General features: G+C 71.3%; 16 protein-coding genes. 7 read left to right on the top strand and 9 right to left on the bottom strand.

The annotated features are described in order from the left end of the window. Window positions 1–313: 313 nt before the first annotated feature. The 3 genes from AC5P1C_RS08285 to AC5P1C_RS08275 are packed head-to-tail and all read right to left on the bottom strand — an operon-like array spanning window position 314 to window position 3,586. Window positions 314–1,189 carry an acyl-CoA dehydrogenase family protein gene (locus tag AC5P1C_RS08285; RefSeq protein ID WP_493865028.1) on the bottom strand — a complete coding sequence of 292 codons (876 nt, stop codon included), beginning with the start codon at window positions 1,187–1,189 and terminating at the stop codon, window positions 314–316. Between the two features lie 8 nt (window positions 1,190–1,197). Further along, complete coding sequence (locus AC5P1C_RS08280) at window positions 1,198–2,367, bottom strand: acyl-CoA dehydrogenase family protein (protein ID WP_493865027.1); 1,170 nt, start codon at window positions 2,365–2,367, stop codon at window positions 1,198–1,200. 1 nt (window position 2,368) lies between these two features. Then, window positions 2,369–3,586, bottom strand: coding sequence for an amidohydrolase family protein (locus AC5P1C_RS08275; protein WP_493865026.1), 1,218 nt, complete (start codon window positions 3,584–3,586; stop codon window positions 2,369–2,371). A gap of 159 nt (window positions 3,587–3,745) precedes the next feature. On the opposite strand from AC5P1C_RS08275, the gene AC5P1C_RS08270 reads away from it, so the two are divergent. Then, entirely contained in the window at window positions 3,746–5,341 is a 1,596-nt protein-coding gene (locus AC5P1C_RS08270; protein WP_493865025.1) for a class I adenylate-forming enzyme family protein, read from the top strand. A gap of 70 nt (window positions 5,342–5,411) precedes the next feature. Here the strand turns inward: AC5P1C_RS08270 and AC5P1C_RS08265 are convergent, their stop codons facing one another. Both AC5P1C_RS08265 and AC5P1C_RS08260 read right to left on the bottom strand, forming a co-directional pair. Next, on the bottom strand, window positions 5,412–5,924 hold the full coding sequence (locus AC5P1C_RS08265; RefSeq protein WP_493865024.1) for an EF-hand domain-containing protein: 513 nt from the start codon (window positions 5,922–5,924) through the stop codon (window positions 5,412–5,414). A gap of 181 nt (window positions 5,925–6,105) precedes the next feature. Next, window positions 6,106–6,480 carry an STAS domain-containing protein gene (locus AC5P1C_RS08260; protein WP_493865023.1) on the bottom strand — a complete coding sequence of 125 codons (375 nt, stop codon included), beginning with the start codon at window positions 6,478–6,480 and terminating at the stop codon, window positions 6,106–6,108. Window positions 6,481–6,735: 255 nt separating this feature from the next. Between AC5P1C_RS08260 and AC5P1C_RS08255 the strand changes: the two genes are divergently transcribed. Then, complete coding sequence (locus tag AC5P1C_RS08255; protein ID WP_493865022.1) at window positions 6,736–7,332, top strand: sigma-70 family RNA polymerase sigma factor; 597 nt, start codon at window positions 6,736–6,738, stop codon at window positions 7,330–7,332. Continuing rightward, window positions 7,329–8,654 (top strand): maleylpyruvate isomerase mycothiol-dependent enzyme family protein, encoded by a 1,326-nt coding sequence (locus AC5P1C_RS08250; RefSeq protein ID WP_493865021.1) that lies wholly within the window; start codon window positions 7,329–7,331, stop codon window positions 8,652–8,654. Before AC5P1C_RS08255 ends, AC5P1C_RS08250 begins: the two co-directional genes overlap by 4 nt. A gap of 10 nt (window positions 8,655–8,664) precedes the next feature. Here the strand turns inward: AC5P1C_RS08250 and purU are convergent, their stop codons facing one another. Beyond that, the gene (gene purU / locus AC5P1C_RS08245) at window positions 8,665–9,537 is read right to left on the bottom strand and encodes a formyltetrahydrofolate deformylase (protein ID WP_493865020.1); all 873 of its coding nucleotides are present in this window, start codon (window positions 9,535–9,537) and stop codon (window positions 8,665–8,667) included. Window positions 9,538–9,588: 51 nt separating this feature from the next. Continuing rightward, window positions 9,589–10,092: an SCO4402 family protein gene (locus tag AC5P1C_RS08240; RefSeq protein WP_493865019.1), complete on the bottom strand. Its 504-nt coding sequence runs from the start codon at window positions 10,090–10,092 to the stop codon at window positions 9,589–9,591. 117 nt (window positions 10,093–10,209) lie between these two features. On the opposite strand from AC5P1C_RS08240, the gene AC5P1C_RS08235 reads away from it, so the two are divergent. After that, window positions 10,210–11,484, top strand: coding sequence for an ABC transporter substrate-binding protein (locus AC5P1C_RS08235; RefSeq protein WP_493865018.1), 1,275 nt, complete (start codon window positions 10,210–10,212; stop codon window positions 11,482–11,484). Between the two features lie 40 nt (window positions 11,485–11,524). Here AC5P1C_RS08235 and AC5P1C_RS08230 read toward each other — a convergent pair whose 3' ends face one another. Both AC5P1C_RS08230 and AC5P1C_RS08225 read right to left on the bottom strand, forming a co-directional pair. Then, a complete protein-coding gene (locus tag AC5P1C_RS08230) occupies window positions 11,525–13,456 on the bottom strand; it encodes a hypothetical protein (RefSeq protein ID WP_493865017.1) in 1,932 nt (643 codons plus the stop codon). A 264-nt stretch (window positions 13,457–13,720) separates the two neighbouring features. Next, window positions 13,721–15,109, bottom strand: coding sequence for an NsdA family TPR-like regulatory protein (locus AC5P1C_RS08225; RefSeq protein WP_493865016.1), 1,389 nt, complete (start codon window positions 15,107–15,109; stop codon window positions 13,721–13,723). Between the two features lie 298 nt (window positions 15,110–15,407). Here AC5P1C_RS08225 and AC5P1C_RS08220 point away from each other — a divergent pair, with 298 nt between their 5' ends. From AC5P1C_RS08220 to AC5P1C_RS08210, 3 genes are all read left to right on the top strand, one after another. Beyond that, window positions 15,408–16,055, top strand: coding sequence for a bifunctional DNA primase/polymerase (locus tag AC5P1C_RS08220; protein ID WP_493865015.1), 648 nt, complete (start codon window positions 15,408–15,410; stop codon window positions 16,053–16,055). Window positions 16,056–16,161: 106 nt separating this feature from the next. After that, window positions 16,162–16,956 carry an ABC transporter ATP-binding protein gene (locus tag AC5P1C_RS08215; RefSeq protein ID WP_493865014.1) on the top strand — a complete coding sequence of 265 codons (795 nt, stop codon included), beginning with the start codon at window positions 16,162–16,164 and terminating at the stop codon, window positions 16,954–16,956. Further along, window positions 16,953–18,548 carry a transporter gene (locus AC5P1C_RS08210; RefSeq protein WP_493865013.1) on the top strand — a complete coding sequence of 532 codons (1,596 nt, stop codon included), beginning with the start codon at window positions 16,953–16,955 and terminating at the stop codon, window positions 18,546–18,548. Before AC5P1C_RS08215 ends, AC5P1C_RS08210 begins: the two co-directional genes overlap by 4 nt. Window positions 18,549–19,114: the final 566 nt, after the last annotated feature.

Here is a 19,114-nt window from a genome sequence, read left to right as displayed (position 1 = left end):
ATACTGTGCGACGCGCACTGCGGGGGGTCGAACAGGCGGGCATGAAGCCCCTTCCTGCACTGCGAGCGGCACGCATTGCCGGGCCCGGCGCCGCCTCAGGGGCAACACCGGCATGGCTCGACTTCAGAACCACTCGCATCTCACACAAGGTACCGGAGCGGAACCCCGACTCCGTGCCGTGACGAGTCACGCATAGGACACAACCCGGTATCGACGCTCAGTAGCCTCCCTCCACTTCGGGAGCCCGGCAAGTCGATCACTCTCCGCACATCTGCCCCAGGGCGATTCCACCGCCCCACGGGCCCCACAGGCCTCACAGCGCCGCCGCCAGCTCCTCCTCCGCCCGAGCCGCCGACCGCCCGAGACCTGCCCGCACCCAGGCCCGCTTCAGGTGCAGATGCACATCGGCGTCCCAGGTGAACCCCATCCCGCCGTGCACCTGAAGACAGTCCCGCGCGTTGCGCACCGCCGCCTCGTCCGCGAGCAGCTTGGCCCCCGCGAACTCCGTCACGTCACCGGTGACGGACGCGGCGTACACGGCGGCGCGGGCGACCTCGGCCCGTACGAGCATCTGCGCGCAGAGGTGCTTGACGGCCTGGAAGGCCCCGATGGCCTGCCCGAATTGCGTACGTTCTCGCGCATACCGGACGGCTGCCTCGCACGTCTTCCCCGCACTGCCGAGCTGCTCGGCGGCGATCAGGAGGTCCGCCTCCGGAGCCGTCACCCCGCCCTCGTCCTCACCGCCGGGCACCCGGTGCAGTGGCGTCAACGGATCGACGGACCGCAGCGGAACAGCACCCCCGGCCTCCCCCCGGACCACATCCGCCGCCTCCAGCCAGGGCACGAGCCCTCCCGAGGGCTCCGTCACCACGGTCGCCCCCTGCGCGGCCCCCGGAACCTCACCCGCCGCGAGGAACGTCGCCACCAGCGGCCCGGGAAGCAGCGCCCGCCCCGCCTCCTCGAAGGCCAACACGGCCTCCGGAAGCCCCAGTCCGACCCCGCCGTCCCCCTCCGGAACCCGCAGCGAGAAGAAGCCGGCGTCCCCGAGCTCCCGCCACAGCCCCCGGTCCAGCGAAGGCGCCCCGGAGTCCGCGGCCGCCCGCAACGCGGCTCCGTCGAACCGCCCCTCAAGAAGGTCCCGCACACCACCCTTCAACGCCCGTTGGTCCTCCGTCAGTTGGAAGTCCATGCGCACCCTCACCGGCCCTTCGGGAGGCCGAGTATCCGCTCGGCCACGATGTTCTGCTGGATCTGCGAGGTCCCGGCGGCGATCGTGTACGAGAGGGAGGAGAGCCGGTCCAGGGTCCACGCGTGGTCCAGGTCGAGCGCGCCGCCCGCCCCAAGCACCTCGCCCGCGGCCTCGTACAGCTCCTGTCGCGCGTGCGAGTAGCGCAGCTTGAAGACGGAACCGCCGACCCCCGGCACCCCGCTCCCCGCCCGCTGCGACTCGCTCACGTTCCACTGCGTGAGCCGCCACAGCGCCCCGAACTCCGCGCTCAGCCTGCCGAGCCTGCGCCGCAGGACCGCGTCGTCCCAGCGCCCGTTCTTGCGGGCCTCGCGGGCGAGCTCGCCCAGGACGCGGCGGCAGGCGACGACCTCGCCCACGAAGGCCGTGCCCCGCTCGTACGACAGCGTCACCATCGTCACGCGCCAGCCGTCGTTCTCCGCGCCGACCCGGTTGGCGGCCGGCACCCGCACCTCGTCGAGGAACACCTCGGCGAACTCGGTCGATCCGGCGAGTGTGCGCAGCGGACGCACCGTGATCCCGGGGGCGTCCATCGGCATCGCGAGCCAGGTGATGCCGCGGTGCTTGGGCACGTCCTCGCTCACCGGTGTCGTACGCACGAGGAGTTCGCACCAGTCGGCGACCTCCGCATGCGAGGTCCAGATCTTGGAGCCGCTCACCACGTAGTCGTCGCCGTCGCGCCACGCGCGCGTGCGCAGTGACGCGAGGTCCGAGCCCGCGTCCGGCTCGCTGAACCCCTGGCACCACACCTCGTCGCCGCGCAGGACCGGCGGCAGCCAGCGGGCGCACTGTTCGGCCGTCCCCTCGGAGGCGATGGTCGGCCCGGCGTGCAGCAGGCCGACGAAGTTCGCGCCCACGTAGGGCGCGCCCGCCTTCTCCGTCTCCTCCAGGAAGATGAGGTGCTGGGTGGGGGTGGCGCCCCGGCCGCCCGCGTCGACGGGCCAGTGCAGGCCCGCGTAGCCGGCGTCGTAGAGCCTGCGCTGCCACCCCATGTCGTACGTGCGCCGCCCCGACCAGTCCAACGGGTCGGGGCGGGGCGGGAGTTGGGGCAGGGTCCGGGTCAGCCACTCGCGCAGTCCGGCCCGGAAGGCTTCCTCTGCTTCCGTGTACGTGAGGTCCACGTCAGGCCCGCTTGTCCCGGTTCAGGCCCCGGTCCAGGTCCAGGTCGAGCATGCGGATCGCGTTGCCGCGCATCAGCTTGTAGATCGTCTCGTCGTCCAGGTCCTTGACGTGGTCGAGGGCGACTTCCTTGGTGTGCGGCCATGTCGAGTCGACGTGCGGATAGTCGGTCTCGAAGGTGGCGTTGTCGCGCCCGACCACGTCCAGCGACGCGACCCCGTGCCGGTCGCGGAAGAAGCAGCAGAACATCTGCCGGTAGTAGTACGTCGACGGGGGCTCGGGGATCAGGTCGCGGACGCCGCCCCAGGCGCGGTGCTCCTCCCAGACGTCGTCGGCGCGCTCCAGGGCGTACGGGATCCAGCCCATCTGGCCCTCGCTGTAGGCCAGTTTGAGGCGGGGGAACTTCACGAGCACCCCGCTGAAGAGGAAGTCCATCATCGAGGCCATCGCGTTGTTGAAGGAGAGCGCGGCCTGGACGGCGGGCGGGGCGTCCGGTGAGGCGGCGGGCATCTGGGAGCTGGACCCGATGTGCATGTTGACGACCGTGCCGGTCTCCTGGCAGACCGCGAAGAACGGGTCCCAGTAACCGGAGTGGATCGAGGGCAGCCCGAGGTAGGTCGGGATCTCGGAGAAGGTGACCGCGCGCACCCCGCGCGCCGCGTTCCGATTGATCTCGGCGACGGCCAGGTCGATGTCCCACAGCGGGATGAGGCAGAGCGGGATGAGACGGCCGCCGCTGTCGCCGCACCACTCCTCGACCATCCAGTCGTTGTACGCGCGCACGCAGGCCAGGGCGACTTCCTTGTCGTGCGCCTCGGCGAAGGTCTGGCCGCAGAAGCGGGGGAAGGTGGGGAAGCAGAGGGACGCCTCGACGTGGTTCAGGTCCATGTCCTTGAGGCGTTCGGCCGGATCCCAGCAGCCGCGGCGCATCTGCTCGCGCGTGATGCCTTCGAGCGTCATCTCGTCGCGGTCGAAGCCGACCGCGGCGATGTTCCGCTTGTAGGGGGACTTGAGGTCCTCGTAGATCCACCAGTCGGTGGGCGGTCCTTCCGGGTCCATGGTGATCTGGTACTTGCCGCCCACATAGGCGAGTTCACCGATGCCGGCCGTGAGGTGTTTGGGCCCGCGGTCGCGGTACTTGGCGGGCAGCCAGGTGTCGAAGAGGTGCGCGGGCTCGATCACGTGGTCGTCGACGCTGACGATCCGAGGAAGCTCGGTCATGGTGTCTCCTCCGGTCATCCCTCCGGTCCCTCCGGGCAATCTGATGACCCGTCAGAAAGCAGGCTAGCCGCGCGCCTCTGGACCGACAAGGCGGTGAGGCTTACGCTCTCGGCACGATCTGACTCCCCGTCAGTTCAGGGCCGTCCATGAGGGGATCGCATGAGGACCTCGGAGAACGAGACCGCGTACGAACTGGGAGCATCGCGCACCCTCTGGGAGCTCATCGAACGCCGCGCCCGGCTCACCCCCGACGCCACCGTCTTCATCCAGGCCGCCCCCGACGCGGCCGACGACCGGACGCTGACCTTCGGCGAGCTGCGCGACCGCTGCGAGCGCGTTGCCGCGGGGCTCTACCGCATGGGCGTGCGCCCCGGCACCGTCGTGGCCTGGCAGCTGCCCACCCGCATCGAGACCGCCCTGCTCTCCTTCGCGCTCGCCCGCATCGGCGCGGTCCAGTCGCCGGTCATCCCCTTCTACCGCGACCGCGAAGTCGGCTTCGCACTACGGGAGTCGAAGGCCGAGTTCTTCGCCGTGCCGGGGGTGTGGCGCGGCTTCGACCACACGGAGATGGCTGAACGGCTCGGCGCGCGGGGCGTGTTCGAGGCCTACGAATACGACGACCTGCCGGACGGAGACCCGTCCGTACTGCCGCCCCCGCCCTCCGACGGCACATCGGTGCGCTGGATCTACTGGACGTCGGGCACGACGTCCGACCCCAAGGGCGTGCTGCACACGGACCGTTCACTGATCGCGGGCGGCTCGTGCCTCGCACACGCGCTGCACCTCTCGGCGGACGACATCGGCTCGATGGCATTCCCCTTCGCGCACATCGCGGGCCCCGACTACACGGTGATGCTGCTCCTGTACGGCTTCCCCGCGGTGATGTTCGAGCTCTTCGCGCTGCCGGACGCGCTCGACGGCTACCGGCGACACGGCGTGACGGTGGCGGGCGGATCGACCGCGTTCTACTCGATGTTCCTCGCCGAGCAGCGGAAGCTCGCGCAGAGCGAGAAGCTCATCCCCACCCTGCGCCTCCTGGCGGGCGGTGGCGCGCCGAAGCCGCCGGAGATCTATCACGCCGTCGTACGGGAGATGGGCTGCCAACTCACCCACGGGTACGGCATGACCGAGGTGCCGATGATCACCATGGGGGCACCGGACGACACCGCGGAGAACCTGGCGGCGACGGAGGGTCTGCCGCCGGACGGGATGGAGATCCGGGTCACTGACGCCGAGGGCAAGGAGGTGCCCGCCGGGGTCGACGGGGAGGTCCGGCTGCGCGGGGAAGCCGTCTGCCAGGGGTACTTGGACCCCGAGCAGAGCGCCGGGGTCTTCGACGCGGACGGCTTCCTGATCACGGGGGACCTGGGGCACGTACGGACGACCGGGCACCTGGTCCTGACCGGCCGGGCCAAGGACATCATCATCCGCAAGGGCGAGAACATCTCCGCGAAGGAGATCGAGGACCTGCTCCACCGGCACCCGGCCGTGGGGGACGCGGCGGTCATCGGCCTCCCGGACCCCGAACGGGGCGAACGGGTCTGCGCGGTGATCGAACAGCGGTCGGGGGCCCACGACACCGACGCCACCGGTGCCGCCCTGACACTGGAGTCCGTGACCGCGTATCTGCGCGGGGAAGGACTCTCCACGTACAAGCTGCCGGAGCAACTGGAGGTGGTGGAGGCCCTTCCCCGCAACGAGACGCTGCGCAAGGTGCTCAAGTACAAGCTGCGTGAACGCTTCACGCGCGGCTGAGTGGTCGGATGACCTGCCCGGGAACGACCTACTCGGGACGACCTACCCGGGACGACCTACCCGGGACGACCTACTCGGGAACGGTGAAGTACGCCGCGAACGCCGCGACGATCTCCTCCTCCGTCACGCGCCCGTCCCCGTCCGAGTCGAGCGAGCCGCTCGTCGCCGTGGCCACGTCCGCCGGGACGCCGAGGGCCTTCAGGACGCGCTCGGCCTCCTGAGGGGTGACCGCGCCGTCCCCGTCGCCGTCCGCGACGGCGATCACGGCGTCAAGGAACGGCCGCGCGATCTCGGCGAACCGGTCGGTGTTGTCCCGCAGTCGCTTGACCGCGCCGCCCACGAACTCCGGCTTGGTGATGCGCTGGTCGCCGTCGCGGTCGGCGATACCGGCCATGCCCTGCCAGAAGGCCTCGGCCCCGATGTAGAGGGCCTGCCCCTTCTCGGAGCGTGCCGTGGCGCCGAACTCGGTGAGCAGGGCGGCGGCCGCCGTGCTGAAGTCCTCACGGGAGATGTAGCCGTTGCCGTCTTGGTCGAAGGTGGCGAAACGGGCCGCGATCTTACGCTCGTACTCGGCACTGTCCATGGTGTTCGGGCCGCCTCACTTCTGCGGTTGGGTGCGTGTGCACTGGGGGTTCCCCGGGTGTCTCTGGCAGCGAGCGTACGTGTTCGGCGACCGCCCGGAGGCGGGAAGCCGGCGCTTGTGCCAAGACCGGGACAAGAGAGGTTCTACCAGGAGTCGCCCCTGGATGATCACCGGGGCCGCCTCACGCGGAGAGCGGCACGGCCTCGTCGTCCACCGCCGCAGCCACGTCCGGGAAGACCTCGAAGAGCCGCCGTACGCCGAGGGCCGCGAGGACGCGGTTCACGTGGGAGCCGTCCTCGGCGCCCTTCGCGGGCAGTATCAGGCGCAGGCGCCCCTGACAGGAGCGGAACAGGCGGCGTGTGGCGATCAGCACGCCGACGCCGCTGGAGTCGCAGAACAGGACGTCCGAGAGGTCCAGGACGAGACTGTGGCGGCCGTCGGCCACCGCGTCGTGCACGCCCTGGCGCACGATCGGCGAGGTCACCAGGTCCATCTCGCCGGACACCCGCAGGACGGCCCAGCCGTCCTGCTCGTCCACGGCCACCTGCAGCGTCACTCGCACGCCTCTCGCTCGCTGAAACCGCTCGCTCGTAGCTCGCCGATGCGGAAGCCTTCCCTACGCTTCCTACGTCGCGGCTGCCCCACCTCTTCTCCATGAAACACCAGGATGCCGCTCCCTATCATCCGAGGCCGGGCACGGCCGCACTTTGCCGTAAAGGGGAGTGCGTTGTCGGTGGTGGCGACTACATTCGATGGAGGTTCACGGGCAGAGAACGGCACGGGTAAGGACGGCACGCGCAGAGGGGGCCGCATGGCGAAGGACGCGCCGCGTCGCTGGGACCGCCGCATGCAGCAGCGACTGACGCACGGGGAGGCGGCCGCTCTCGGAGAGCTGTACGACCGCTTCGCCTCGCTCGTGCACGGCCTCGCCCACCGCGTGCTCGGGGACGAGGAGGCCGCCGACCGGATCACCCGCGAGGTCTTCGCCCACATCTGGGAGAACCCCGACGCGTACGACCCCAAGCAGGGCCCCCTGCGCTCCTGGGTAGCCACGCTCACCCACCAGCGAGCCGTCCGGCGCCTCCGCCAGACCGAGTCCGCCGCCCTGGCCCGCGGCGGCGAGGGCACCACGGAGGACCTGGAGCGCAAGGTGCGCCGCGCGTCCGCCGCCGCCCGCGCGGACTACATCGTCACGGCCATGCCCGCCCCGCTGCGCGCCGCCCTCGAACTCGCCTACTTCCAGCGGCGCGACTACCGCCAGACGGCCGCCGACCTCGGCGTCACGGAGGACGAGGCGCGCCGCCGCCTGCGCCTGGGCCTGCAGCTGCTCTCCACGGCGAACGACACGGCGGCACCGGCGGAGCACCCCGCGCCGGGCCCGCATCCCGGTTACGGGAGAGCGCTGTGAAGGGCGGCCCCGACCGGCAGGAACCGTTCGAGGAACCGGACCGCCCGGAGAACGGCGGCGGCGACGGCGCGGCGGGCAAGGACCGCGAGGACGAGCAGAAGGACTCCCGCCGGCCTCCCCGCATACCGATGCCGCGCGCCTCCATAGAAGACACCGGAAACCCCTTGCCCGATCCTCCCCTCGCCCTCGACCACCGCGTCCTGAAGTCCCTCCTCGGGGCCTGGGCCCTCGCCGCCTGCTCGGTCGACGAGGCGATAGCCGTCGAGGAGCACCTGGGCCACTGCGGCCCCTGCGCGGAAGAGGCCCTGCGGCTGCGCGACGCCGTGGGCCTGCTGCATCAGGAGGAGAGCCTCGACCTCGACCCGGGCCTGCGCAACCGCGTCATCGAGAGCTGCCTCGGGCGGCGCCCGCCGCGCATCCCGGTGCCCGAGTGGGCCATTCCGTACGACGCGGAGACCGCCCGGCTCGACGCGCTCCTGCGGGACATCGGCGACTCCGAGTGGCACGCTCCGGTGCGCCTGAGGTGGTTCGACGAGGACAACCCCGTCAGCCGCAAGACGACGGTGGCCGGAGTGATCGCCCACCTGCTCGCCGTCGACGGCCTGGTCGCGCTCGCCCTCGGCCTCGACGACCCGCTGGGCCGGCAGACGCCCCCGCACTCCGACCCCGGACACCGCACCGAGGCCTACTGGCGCGCCTCGTACTTCCCGCCCACGCGCGCGGTGCGCGGCCCCTGGCGCGAGCAGACCCACGAGCTGATCCGCACGGTGTCCTTCACGGCGGGCGGCACGCACGGCTCCGGCTCGGGCGGCCTCACCGTCCCGTACAGCGCCCCGGACGACAAGGGCCGCCGCATCGAGCTGCCGCTGCGGGACTCGATGCTGGACCGCGCCTTCGAGTGCTGGATCCACGCGGGCGACATCGCGGACGCGGTGGACTATCCGTACGAACCGCCGTCCCCGCGCCATCTGCACCGCATGATCGACCTCGCCGCCCGGCTGCTGCCGAGCACGCTGGCCGACCGCCGCCGCTCGGGGATCGCGTCCCCGTCGCGCGGCCTGGTGGCGGCGGGCGCTCCGGGCCGGAGCCTGCGCCTTGAGGTCGAGGGCATGGGCGGCGGCGAGTGGTTCATCCCGCTCGACTCCCCCGCCGCCGACGCGTCGGCGGACCGTGAGGTGGCCCACGTCGCACTGGACGGCGTCGAGTTCTGCCGCCTCGCCGCGGGCCACGTGTCGCCGGAGGAGGCGGCAGCGGGGCAGGACGGGGATCGCGAGGCGATCAGGGACGTGCTGTTCGCGGCGGCTTCGCTGAGCCGGATGTAAGCACCCGGGGTCAGGTGAAGACGACCGTCCGGCGCCCGTTCAGCAGGATCCTGCGCTCTGCATGCCACTTCACGGCGCGCGCCAGTGCCTGGCACTCGACGTCACGGCCGATCGCGACCAGCTGGTTCGGCGTGACGTCGTGGCCGACCCGCTCGACCTCCTGCTCGATGATCGGGCCCTCGTCGAGGTCCGCCGTCACATAGTGGGCGGTCGCGCCGATCAGCTTCACACCGCGCTCGTGCGCCTGGTGGTAGGGCTTCGCGCCCTTGAAGCTCGGCAGGAAGGAGTGGTGGATGTTGATGATCCGGCCGCTGAGCTGCTTGCAGAGGTCGTCCGAGAGCACCTGCATATAGCGGGCGAGGACGACGAGCTCCACGTTCTCGGCGCGCACCAGCTCCAGGAACTGCGCCTCGGCCTGCGCCTTGTTGTCCTTGGTCACCGGGATGTGGTGGAAGGGGATGTCGTACGAGGCGACCAGCTCGGCGAAGTCCGTGTGGTTCGAGACGACCGCCGCGATCTCGACCGGCAGTGCGCCGATCCGCGAGCGGAAGAGCAGGTCGTTCAGGCAGTGCCCGAACTTCGAGACCAGGAGGACGACGCGCATCTTGTCGTCGGCGCGGTGCACCTGCCAGTCCATGTGGAAGGAGTCACCGATCGCCGCGAAGCTCGCCCGCAGCTTCTCCACCGTCACCGGCGGCTCCGCCGAGAAGTGGACGCGCATGAAGAAAAGGCCGGTGTCGTGGTCGCCGAACTGCTGGCTGTCCTCGATGTTGCACCCGGTCATGAAGAGAAAACTCGACACGGCGTGCACGATGCCCTGTTTGTCCGGGCAGGAGAGGGTGAGGACGTACTGCTCAGCGGGGGCGGGGACCTTCTCAGTCATGCGCCCAAGGTTCCCACAACCAGCGCCCCCCGCGGACCGCCAGGTGCCCGCTCAGCTCCCGGCCCGCGTCATGATCCGAAGGATCTCCAGCGTCCGCGGCGGCACATCGGGGTCGTCCCCGTCGCTGACGGAGAGCCGCACATGGGCGTCCCGCGCGGCCCGGACCGCCTCCGGCCACCCGGGGTGATCGAGATAGGCGGACACCAGGGCGTCCGGTCCCACCTCGTGCATGATCCGCAGCACCCGCAGGACCGCCGCGTCGACGAGGGTCGCCTCCTCGGCGTCGCGGAAGATCGTCCCGACGTACTTCTCGGCGGACCAGTTGTCGAGCCACGTGTCCTCGACCAGGCGGTACACGGCGTCGGTCACGTCCCCGTACTCGTCGCGCCCGGCGAGCCAGCACTCACGCTGGAACCCCGGGTCGGAGAGCATGTGCAGCGCCGAGCGCACGTTGCTGCGCCAGCGCCACCATGGCATGTCGTTCGTTGGCATGCCGCCCATGGTGCTTGAGCGACGGCCACGACGGGAAGAGTTCTCCGAACCTTGCACGGTCATCGATCGTACGTTCCCCTTTCGCGCAGCCGAACCGGCCCCTGCCATTCACCTTCTTGTCACCATGCGTTGAGAGCGCGTCACTCCATGGTTGGCACTGCGGCGGAATCGTGCAGGACCATGCCCGTCTCGCGACGCACCGTGTTCCCCCGCCCCTCCAAGTCCGCAGCACTCACCGCGACCGCCCTGCTGGCGGCATGTGCGTCCGTGACCTCCGCGTGCGGGGTCATCCCAGGCTCCACGGGGGGATCCAGCAAGGACCCCGTGACCGTCATGACCTGGGCCCCGGAGAAGACCAAGGCGACCAACAAGCCCGGCATCCCCGCGATGGCGCAGGCCTACGCGCGCTGGGTCAACGCGAACGGCGGCCTCGACGGCCGCAAGCTCAAGGTCATCACCTGCAACGACCACAACGACCCGGTGGGCGCCGCCGACTGCGCCCGCAAGGCGGTCGACATGGAGGTCGCCGCCGTCGTCGGCTCCTACAGCCAGCACGGCCAGTCCTTCCTCTCGCCCCTCCAGGTCGCCGGCATCCCGTACATAGGCGGGTACGGCATCACCAACGAGGAGTTCAGCAGCCCTCTGTCGTACCCCGTCAACGGCGGCACACCGGCGCTCATGGCGGGCAACGGCCGCCAGCTCGCCGCCGACTGCGACCACGTCTCCCTCGTACGCCCCGACACCATCGCCGGCGACGATCTCCCCAACCTCCTGGACGCGGGCCTCGCGGAGGGCCACAGCCGGTCCTCCTCCGACGTCCGGGCGCCCGAGGACGGCACCGACTTCACGGCCCAGGCGGAGCAGGCACTGGAGCACGCGGGCACCGGCGGCTGTGTGACGGCCGCGCTCGGCGAGCGCACGGACACGTTCTACGACTCCTACCGGCGCACCGAGGACGCGTACCCGACCGCGAAGATCTCCTCCGTGCTCGGCAGCGTCGACCAGTCCCTCGTCGACCGCACGGGCGGCGCCAACGGACCGTACGAAGGCGCCTACCTCACCGGCTGGTACCCGACGGCCGGCGACCCCCGCTGGGGCGAGATGCGCGAGGCCATCCGGCAGCAGGCCTTCGGCGACAACCGGATCGACCCGACGGATGCGGGCGTGCAGACGACGTGGATCGCCTACACCGTCCTGAAGCAGACCGTCGAGTCGCTCGACGGCGGCGAGGTCTCGGCGCGGACGGTGCGCAAGGCCCTCGACCAGGGGCTCAAGGTCGAGACGGGCGGGCTCACGCCCACCCTGAGCTGGCGCTTCAAGGACATGCTCGCGGCGAGCGACTTCCCGCGCCTGGTCAACGCCGACGTCACGTTCCAGACGGTGCGGGACGGCCGTCTGGTGTCGGCGCGCAAGGGGTTCGTGAACGTCTCCAAGACCCTGGAGCGGGTGAAGTAGCCCGCTCCCCCGCCCCCCGCTCCGGTCGGGTCCGGTCGCCCTACAGCTGCGACTTGTCGCGCGTGGTGAGCCCGTACTGCTTGGCGATGGCGTTCCACAGCCCGGCCGCCTCCTGCTTGGCCGTGGTCGCCTCGCCGCTCGCCTTGTTCGCCGCGTTCGTGTGCGGCGTCGTGCGGGCGTGGCCCTTCTTGCAGCCCTTCTTGCCCGCGACCTGACCGGCCCACGCGGCGTAGTGGTTGTCGGCCGATGCGGACGCCTTCCAGGCCTTGGTGAGCGACGCGGTCAGCTGGGCGTTGGCCGGGAGCTTGTCCACGGAGAGGGTCGACAGACGCGTGACCAGGCCGTTGCGCTGCTTGGCCGCGTTGCGCAGATCAGTGGCCGACTTGCTGAGGTCGGCGCACTTCCCGACGTTGCGTACGGCGACGATCACCGAGGCACGGCTGTTGTTGCTGTCGGCCAGGAGCTTGTCCAGGGCGACGGCCTGTTCCTTGGCCGGGTCGACGGAGGGCGAGGGCTTCTCGTCGGCGGGCGCGGAGTCGGAGACGGTCTTGGGATCATCCTTCTCCTCGTCACCGCCGCCACCGCTGAGGAGGGCGCCCGCGCCGACGCCGATCAGCGCGATGACGACGCCTGCGGCCACGAAGAGCGGCACCTTCGAGCCGGTGCGGCCCCCGCCGCGCGGCGCGGGAGCGGCTGCGGCGGCACGGCGTGCGGCCCTGCCGCCGCCGTCGCCCTGGCCGTGGGCCGCGGCCTGCGGCGGCTCGAAGCGGGGCATCTGCTGGGTCGAGGCCGGGCCTTCGGACTCCGGCTGCTCGGTACGGAAGAGGCTGTCGAACTCGGCGGGCGGCTGCCGGTCACCCGGAGCGCCGGGCCGTATCCCGAAGGGCGCCTTGCCGGGCTCGGCGGGCACGGGGGCGATGAACTGCGTGGGCTCGTTGTCGGAACCGGCCGCCGGGGGCATGGGTGCCGCTCCGGGCATGGGCCCGTGTCCGAGGAACTGCGTGGCCTCCCCGGCGGGCGCCTCGGGCGGCAGGGCGCCGGGGGCCACGGGGGGTATGTACTGGGTGGCACCTTCGTCGACGCCCGCGCCTACGCCGGGCATCGCGGGTATGTACTGCGTCGCGTCGGCGTCACCCGCGGCGGCGGGCGGCAGCGGTGCGAGGCCTCCGGCGACGGGCGGCAAGGGCACGCCGCCCCCGGAACCCGGAGCCTGAGGGGCTGGCGGCAGCTGCCCGGCCTGGCCCGGCTGTCCCGCCGTCGGAAGCGGCTGTCCCTGCTGTCCCGGCTGTCCGGGGTACGAGGCATCGGCAGCCTGCCCGGGGTACGGCGCGTCGGCGGGCTGACCCGCGTGGGCGCCGCCCGCCGCAGGTCTCGCGTGCGCGCCCAGTGCGGGCCGCCCCGCGTGGGCCCCACCCGAGCCGGGCCCGGCGTAGGGCACATCGGCGGCGGGCTGACCCGCGTGCTGCCCACCGTGAGCGGGGCCCGGGTACTGGCCGCCCTGCGGCTGGCCCGCGTACCCACCCTGCGGCTGGCCCGCGTACGGTGCGCCCGTGCTCTGTGCCGGCCCGTAAGGGCCGCCCTGCGCCTGGCCCCCGTAAGCGGGGTTCGGGGACTGCTGGCCGTACGGGTCGCCGGGGAGCTGCTGGCCCGTGGGTCCGCCCCCGTACGAAGCGCCCTGCGGATAGCCCTGGTGCTGCTCGCCATCGGCGGGCAGCGGGGCGCCCGCGCCGTACGTCTGCTGCTGGCCCTGCGCGGAGTCCCACGGCTGGCCGGAGCCGGGCGGCGGGTCCGCGGGGGCGGGGCCCCACGGCTGGCCCCAGGGGCTGCCGCCCGCGGGGGCCACCTGGTCACCGGTGGTGCCGGGCATCAGGGGCTCGCTTCCGTCGGCAGGCAGCACGATGCCTTCGTGCGCGTGCCGGTCCGCGGGATGCGGATCGGAGGAAGCGGCACCTTGCCCGCTCTGCTGCGTCACCGGGACTCCTACGAATGGGGGACCTACGGAACCGTCGGCTCACGCTACCGGGTCGCCACAGCCGTCGGCCACGCAGCTCAAACCTCCGGGGCCGCCTCAATCGCAGAAGTAACAAAAGCTCTCCGCGAAACGCTGATTACGTCACCTGCCGGATCGGTCGCGTACGGGAGTTGGCTGTTCACGGTGCGGAAAGGGCGGGGACGGGCCACGTTCACCGGTGCGCGACACACATCACAAACCCTTCACGCACCGGTTCCGCGCCCCTCAAGCCGCCTGGACGTCCATCCGCGCCCCGAACTCCCTTACCACCGGCTCCTCGCGGTACGGCTCGAGCCGCTGCTGGAGGTCCTCCAGATACTCGGCGCCGCGGTTCGACCGCAGTGTGCCGAGCAGTTCGACCGCCTTCAGGCCCGTGTTGCACGCCTGCTCGACCTCCCGGCGCTGCACCTGCGCCGTGGCGAGCAGGACCAGACCGATGGCCCGCCGCCGCGCCCGCGTCTGCGGATGCCCCGCGAGGGACTCCTCCGCGCTGCGCGCCGCCGCGTCCGCCTGCCCCAAGTCGCGGTGGCAGTGGGCCAGTTCATCGGCCAGATAGGCGTGGTCGAAGTGCTTGATCCACACCGGGTCGTCGCCCGATTCCGCTTCCCCGGACGCCCGGTCCATCGCCTCGACCGCACGGCCCGCGACGACCTGCGTCGAGCGTCCGTCCCCGAGCAGCGCGTGTCCCCTGGCCTCGGCGGCGTAGAACATGGCCTCGGCGCGCGGGGTGACCCGCCCGCGCGTCCCCTCCTGGGCCGCCCGCGCCAACTGCGCGATCTCCCGCGGGTTTCCGAGCTGCGCCGCGAGATGGCTCATGGACGCGGCCAGTACGTACCCGCCGTACCCCCGGTCTCCGGCGGCCTGCGCGAGCCGCAGTGCCTGGATGTAGTAGCGCTGCGCAAGGCCCGGCTGGCCCGTGTCCACCGCCATGTACCCGGCGAGCTCCGTCAACCGGGCGACGGCGGCGAACAGTTCGCGCCCCACCGCCTCGCGGTACGAACCGGCGAGCAGCCCGGAGACCACGCTGTTCAGGTAGTGCACGACGACCGGCCGCACATGCCCGCTGCCGTACTGGTGGTCGAGCTGCGTCAGCGCCTCCGTCATGGCCCGCACCGCCGCCACGTCACAGAGCCCGACCCGCGGCCCGGCCATCCGGCCGACCTGCGCGTCCGGGGACGAGATCAGCCAGTCGCGGCTCGGCTCGACGAGCGCGGACGCGGCGACGGACGAGCCGGACAGGAAGTCCCGCCGCCCCACGTCGCTGCGCCACAACTCGCAGACCTGCTCGATGGCGCCGAGCACGGTGGGCGAGAACTGCAGGCCGACGCCGGAGGCGAGGTTCTTGCCGTTCGCCATGCCGATCTCGTCGATCGTGACGGTCCGGCCGAGCTTGCGGCCGAGTGCCTCGGCGATGATGCCGGGCGCCCTGCCGCGCGGCTGCTGACCGCGCAGCCACCGGGCGACCGATGTCTTGTCGTAGCGCAGATCGAGACCGTGCTCCGCGCCGCACATGTTGACCCGGCGGGCCAGGCCCGCGTTCGAGCAGCCCGCTTCCTGAATGAGTGCCTGCAGCCTTTCGTTGGGCTGCCGCGCGACGAGCGGCCTTGCGGCCATGGCGTACCCCCTGATGTGCACCGTGGTTCATCTGGACGGAGGGGCCGGAATCAGCCACCCCAGATGATCAATGCCCTTGGAACAAACGGAAGATGCACCACAAACGGACGATAAGTCAGCAACTGGGCATCTTCGGAGTGCCACAGTCTTGGCTACCCGCACATGGAACCCATTCCCCATGCGCGCCCCCGCCCGTGCACCCATGCGCCCCACATGCAGGATCGATGCTCCGCCCCAGCGCACGCGACAGCCGTAACCGTAGGTGGCGGGCGGAGTTGAGAAGTCCGTGGAAGAGACCATGGGAGTCACGTCAGCCGCGCACATCCCGAAGCAGCGCGGAGAATCCTTGCTGGACACGGCCGTGCGATACGCGGAAGAGCGCCACTGGGACGTGTTCCCCGGGACGTGGCTCGAGTCCGTCGAGGGGGCCGAAATCTGCTCGTGCGGTGACACGGCGTGCACGACGCCCGGTTCGCACCCGGCGCGCGAGGACTGGGCCACGCAGGCGACGGGGAGCGCGACCGTCGCAAGGAGGCTGTGGAACAAGCAGCCGAAGTCCTCGATCCTGCTGCCCACAGGCCGTACGTTCGACGCGATCGACGTGCCGGAGACCGCGGGGTTCCTCGCGCTCGCCCGCATGGAGCGCATGGAGCTGACCCTCGGCCCGGTCACCTGTACGCCCGACCGCCGGATGCAGTTCTTCGTCCTCCCCGGCGCCGCCGCGAAGGTCCCCGACCTCGTACGCAAGTTGGGCTGGCCGCCCGCCGCGATCGACCTCGTGGCACTGGGCGAGGGGACGTACGTCGCCGCTCCCCCGACCCGCTTCGGCGCGTCGGGCGCCGTGCAGTGGGCGTGCCGCCCCACCGCGGCCAACCGGTGGCTGCCCGACGCCGAGGAGATCATCTCGCCGTTGGCGTACGCGTGCGGGCGCGAGGCGCGGCGGTAGCGCACCGCGGGGACTCGGACGCCGGACGGGCTGGATTTCCAGCCCGTCCGGCGTTTGTGCCGCTCCCCGACGTATCGTGCGGAAACGGCGACGAAAGGCGGACACGGTGAGCGAGGCAGCACCGGAGGCGGTACCCGCCGCGGTACGAGTGCAGGGACTGTGGAAGGCCTTCGGCCAACAGATCGCCGTCGCCGGGATCGATCTCACCCTGCCCGCAGGCAAGTTCATCGGCCTCGTCGGCCCGAACGGCGCCGGGAAGACCACCACCCTCTCCATGGTGACCGGCCTCCTGCGGCCGGACCAGGGATCCGTGGAGGTCGTCGGTCACGACGTGTGGTCCGACCCCGTCCAGGTCAAGGCCCGCATCGGTGTCCTGCCCGAAGGGCTGCGCCTCTTCGAGCGCCTCTCCGGACGCGAACTCCTCGCGTACACCGGACGGCTGCGCGGGCTCCCCGGCGACGAGGTCGACAAGAGATCCACCCAACTCCTGGACGTACTCGACCTCGCGGGCGCCCAGCACAAACTCGTCGTCGACTACTCGACGGGCATGCGCAAGAAGATCGGCCTGGCCGCCGCTCTGCTCCACAACCCCGAAGTCCTCTTCCTGGACGAGCCCTTCGAGGGCGTCGACCCCGTCTCCGCACAGACCATCCGCGGCGTCCTGGAGCGCTACACGGCATCCGGGGCGACGGTCGTCTTCTCCTCCCACGTCATGGAGCTCGTCGAATCGCTCTGCGACTGGGTCGCCGTGATGGCGGCGGGGCGCATCCGCGCCCAGGGAACGCTCGCCGAGGTGCGCGGCGCATCGCCCTCGCTGCAGCAGGCGTTCCTGGAGCTGGTCGGCGCGAACGGCCGCGACACCGGCTCGCACCTCGACTGGCTGGGCGGCGGCACCCGATGAGCACGGCTACGTCCCCCTCGGTCACCCCCGTCTTCGTACGGCTGAAGCTCTCGCTCCTGCGCAACGGCCTGCACCAGTCGACGGGCCGCCGAGCCGCCTACATCGCGTCCGTCGTCGCCGCTCTCCTCGTCGCCGCTCTCCAACTCCTCGGCCTGATCGCCCTGCGCGGCAACGAACACGCCGCCACCGTCTCCGTCCTGCTCACCGCCGTCCTCGCGCTCGGCTGGGCCGTGATGCCGCTCTTCTTCGCCAGCGGCGACGAGACCCTCGACCCCACCCGCCTGGTCATGCTGCCGCTGCGCCCGCGGCCCCTCGTGCGCGCACTCCTCGTGGCGTCCCTCGTGGGCATCGGCCCGCTCTTCACCCTCTGCCTCGCGCTCGGCTCGGTGATCGCGCTCGCGCACGGCGCGGCAGCGGCGGTCACCGGAGTCCTGGCGATCGCACTCACCCTGCTCGTGTGCGTGGCCCTGGCGCGCACCGTCGCCGCCGCCAACATCCGCCTCCTGACCAGCCGCAAGGGGCGTGATCTGGCCGTTCTGAGCGGCCTCGTCATCGCGGTCGGCGCACAGGTCGTCAACTTCGGGGCGCAGCGGCTCGGTTCGTCGGGGCTCTCGCAGCTCGACCCGGCGGCGGACGTCGTGAGCTGGATCCCGCCCGCGTCGGCCATCGCCGCCGTCGATTCGGTGAGCGAGGGTGCGTACGCGGCCGGGATCGCCCGACTCGCCCTGAGCGCGGCGGCTCTCGCGGGCCTCCTCGCCCTCTGGCAGCGCAGCCTCACCCACCTGATGACGGCCCCCGACGGCTCGACGCTCGCGGCGGCGGAACCCACCAAGGCCCGCTCGACGCGCGGCCTGGGCAGGCTGCTGCCCGGCGGACGCACCGGCACGGTCATGGAGCGCAGCCTGCGCTACGTGTGGCGCGACCCGAAGACGAAGGCCGCCTGGGTGACGTCCCTGGCCATCGGCCTCATCGTGCCGCTCTTCAACGCCTTGCAGGGCACGGGATCGATCTACTTCGCGTGCTTCGCGGCCGGGATGCTCGGCGTCCTCATGTACAACCAGTTCGGTCAGGACACCTCGGCGTTCTGGATGGTCGCGATGACGATCTCGTCGACGTACGACGCCTACGTCGAACTCCGCGCCCGCGCCCTTGCCCTCCTGGTGATCACCCTCCCGTACGCGACGCTGGTGACGGTCGTCACGGCGGCCGTCCTGGGCGACTGGACGGGCCTCGCGGAAGCCCTCGGCCTCTCCTTCGCGCTGCTCGGCGCGATGCTGGCGACGGGCGCCTGGTCTTCGGCGCGCTTCCCCTACTCGATCCCGCAGGAGGGCTACAAGAACGTGGCCCCCGGGCAGGCGGGCCTGGCCTGGATCTCGATCTTCGGCGGAATGGTCGCCGCGGCCCTGCTCTGCGCCCCGGTGCTTGCCTTCACGATCTGGCTGCACGTCTCGGGCGCGAGCGACTGGTCCTGGGTCCTGCTCCCGCTGGGCGCGGTCTACGGAACGGTGATCACGCACTTCGGCCTGCGGCTCGCGGCGCCGAGGGTGGCGCGGCGGCTGCCGGAGATCCTGACGGCGGTCAGCAAGGGCTGAGGGTCCGCGGGGCCCTGGAACGCAGACGACCCGCGAGCCGTGGTCCCCGCCGTACGGAACGGCGGGAAGCCGGCCGGACTCACCGGCGGCTCGCGGGTCGGGTGACTGCTTGGGATTGGGCCGGCTGCACGCACATCACACGTGCTGGTCCGGCGCCGAAATCGAGTTGCGACGACGGGCCACTAGCCCGCAGTCACCTCACGCGTCCGGTTTCGATACATCTGCCGAACCACCTCCTCTCCGTGATGACTCACACCATAGGAAACCGGGTCGGCTCGGCTCAACCGGTTTTTCGAGTCTCCGAGTCGACGCGCGTGCGGTCCTTCAGCCGGATGGTGAAGGGCCGTGCCGATGGACCACGGCGTGACCAGCGCTGAGCAGCTCGCGGGCGCGGGCAGGGAGGCACGGCATCAACGGCTGGATCACCCGACGACAGCCATTCGTGCGAATCTTTGGACGTGCGTCTGATTCTGGGCACCGCGCCCGCTCCCCACATTTCGCGGGCAACGATTTCGTCCAACTTCCGGGAAGTGCCTGTGGGCTGCGTCACGTTCGAGTTGAATGAT

The sequence above is a fragment of the Streptomyces sp. A18 genome, from assembly GCF_059026065.1.
This window is presented reverse-complemented; position numbering and strand designations above follow the sequence as displayed.

Coding starts and splice junctions, on each gene's coding strand:
- purU (WP_493865020.1), bottom strand. CDS start 9,537: ATGACTGAGAAGGTCCCCGCCCCCGCTGAGCAGTACGTCCTCACCCTC.
- AC5P1C_RS08220 (WP_493865015.1), top strand. CDS start 15,408: ATGGGAGTCACGTCAGCCGCGCACATCCCGAAGCAGCGCGGAGAATCC.
- AC5P1C_RS08275 (WP_493865026.1), bottom strand. CDS start 3,586: ATGACCGAGCTTCCTCGGATCGTCAGCGTCGACGACCACGTGATCGAG.
- AC5P1C_RS08285 (WP_493865028.1), bottom strand. CDS start 1,189: ATGGACTTCCAACTGACGGAGGACCAACGGGCGTTGAAGGGTGGTGTG.
- AC5P1C_RS08225 (WP_493865016.1), bottom strand. CDS start 15,109: ATGGCCGCAAGGCCGCTCGTCGCGCGGCAGCCCAACGAAAGGCTGCAG.
- AC5P1C_RS08235 (WP_493865018.1), top strand. CDS start 10,210: ATGCCCGTCTCGCGACGCACCGTGTTCCCCCGCCCCTCCAAGTCCGCA.
- AC5P1C_RS08210 (WP_493865013.1), top strand. CDS start 16,953: ATGAGCACGGCTACGTCCCCCTCGGTCACCCCCGTCTTCGTACGGCTG.
- AC5P1C_RS08265 (WP_493865024.1), bottom strand. CDS start 5,924: ATGGACAGTGCCGAGTACGAGCGTAAGATCGCGGCCCGTTTCGCCACC.
- AC5P1C_RS08255 (WP_493865022.1), top strand. CDS start 6,736: ATGGCGAAGGACGCGCCGCGTCGCTGGGACCGCCGCATGCAGCAGCGA.
- AC5P1C_RS08270 (WP_493865025.1), top strand. CDS start 3,746: ATGAGGACCTCGGAGAACGAGACCGCGTACGAACTGGGAGCATCGCGC.
- AC5P1C_RS08240 (WP_493865019.1), bottom strand. CDS start 10,092: ATGACCGTGCAAGGTTCGGAGAACTCTTCCCGTCGTGGCCGTCGCTCA.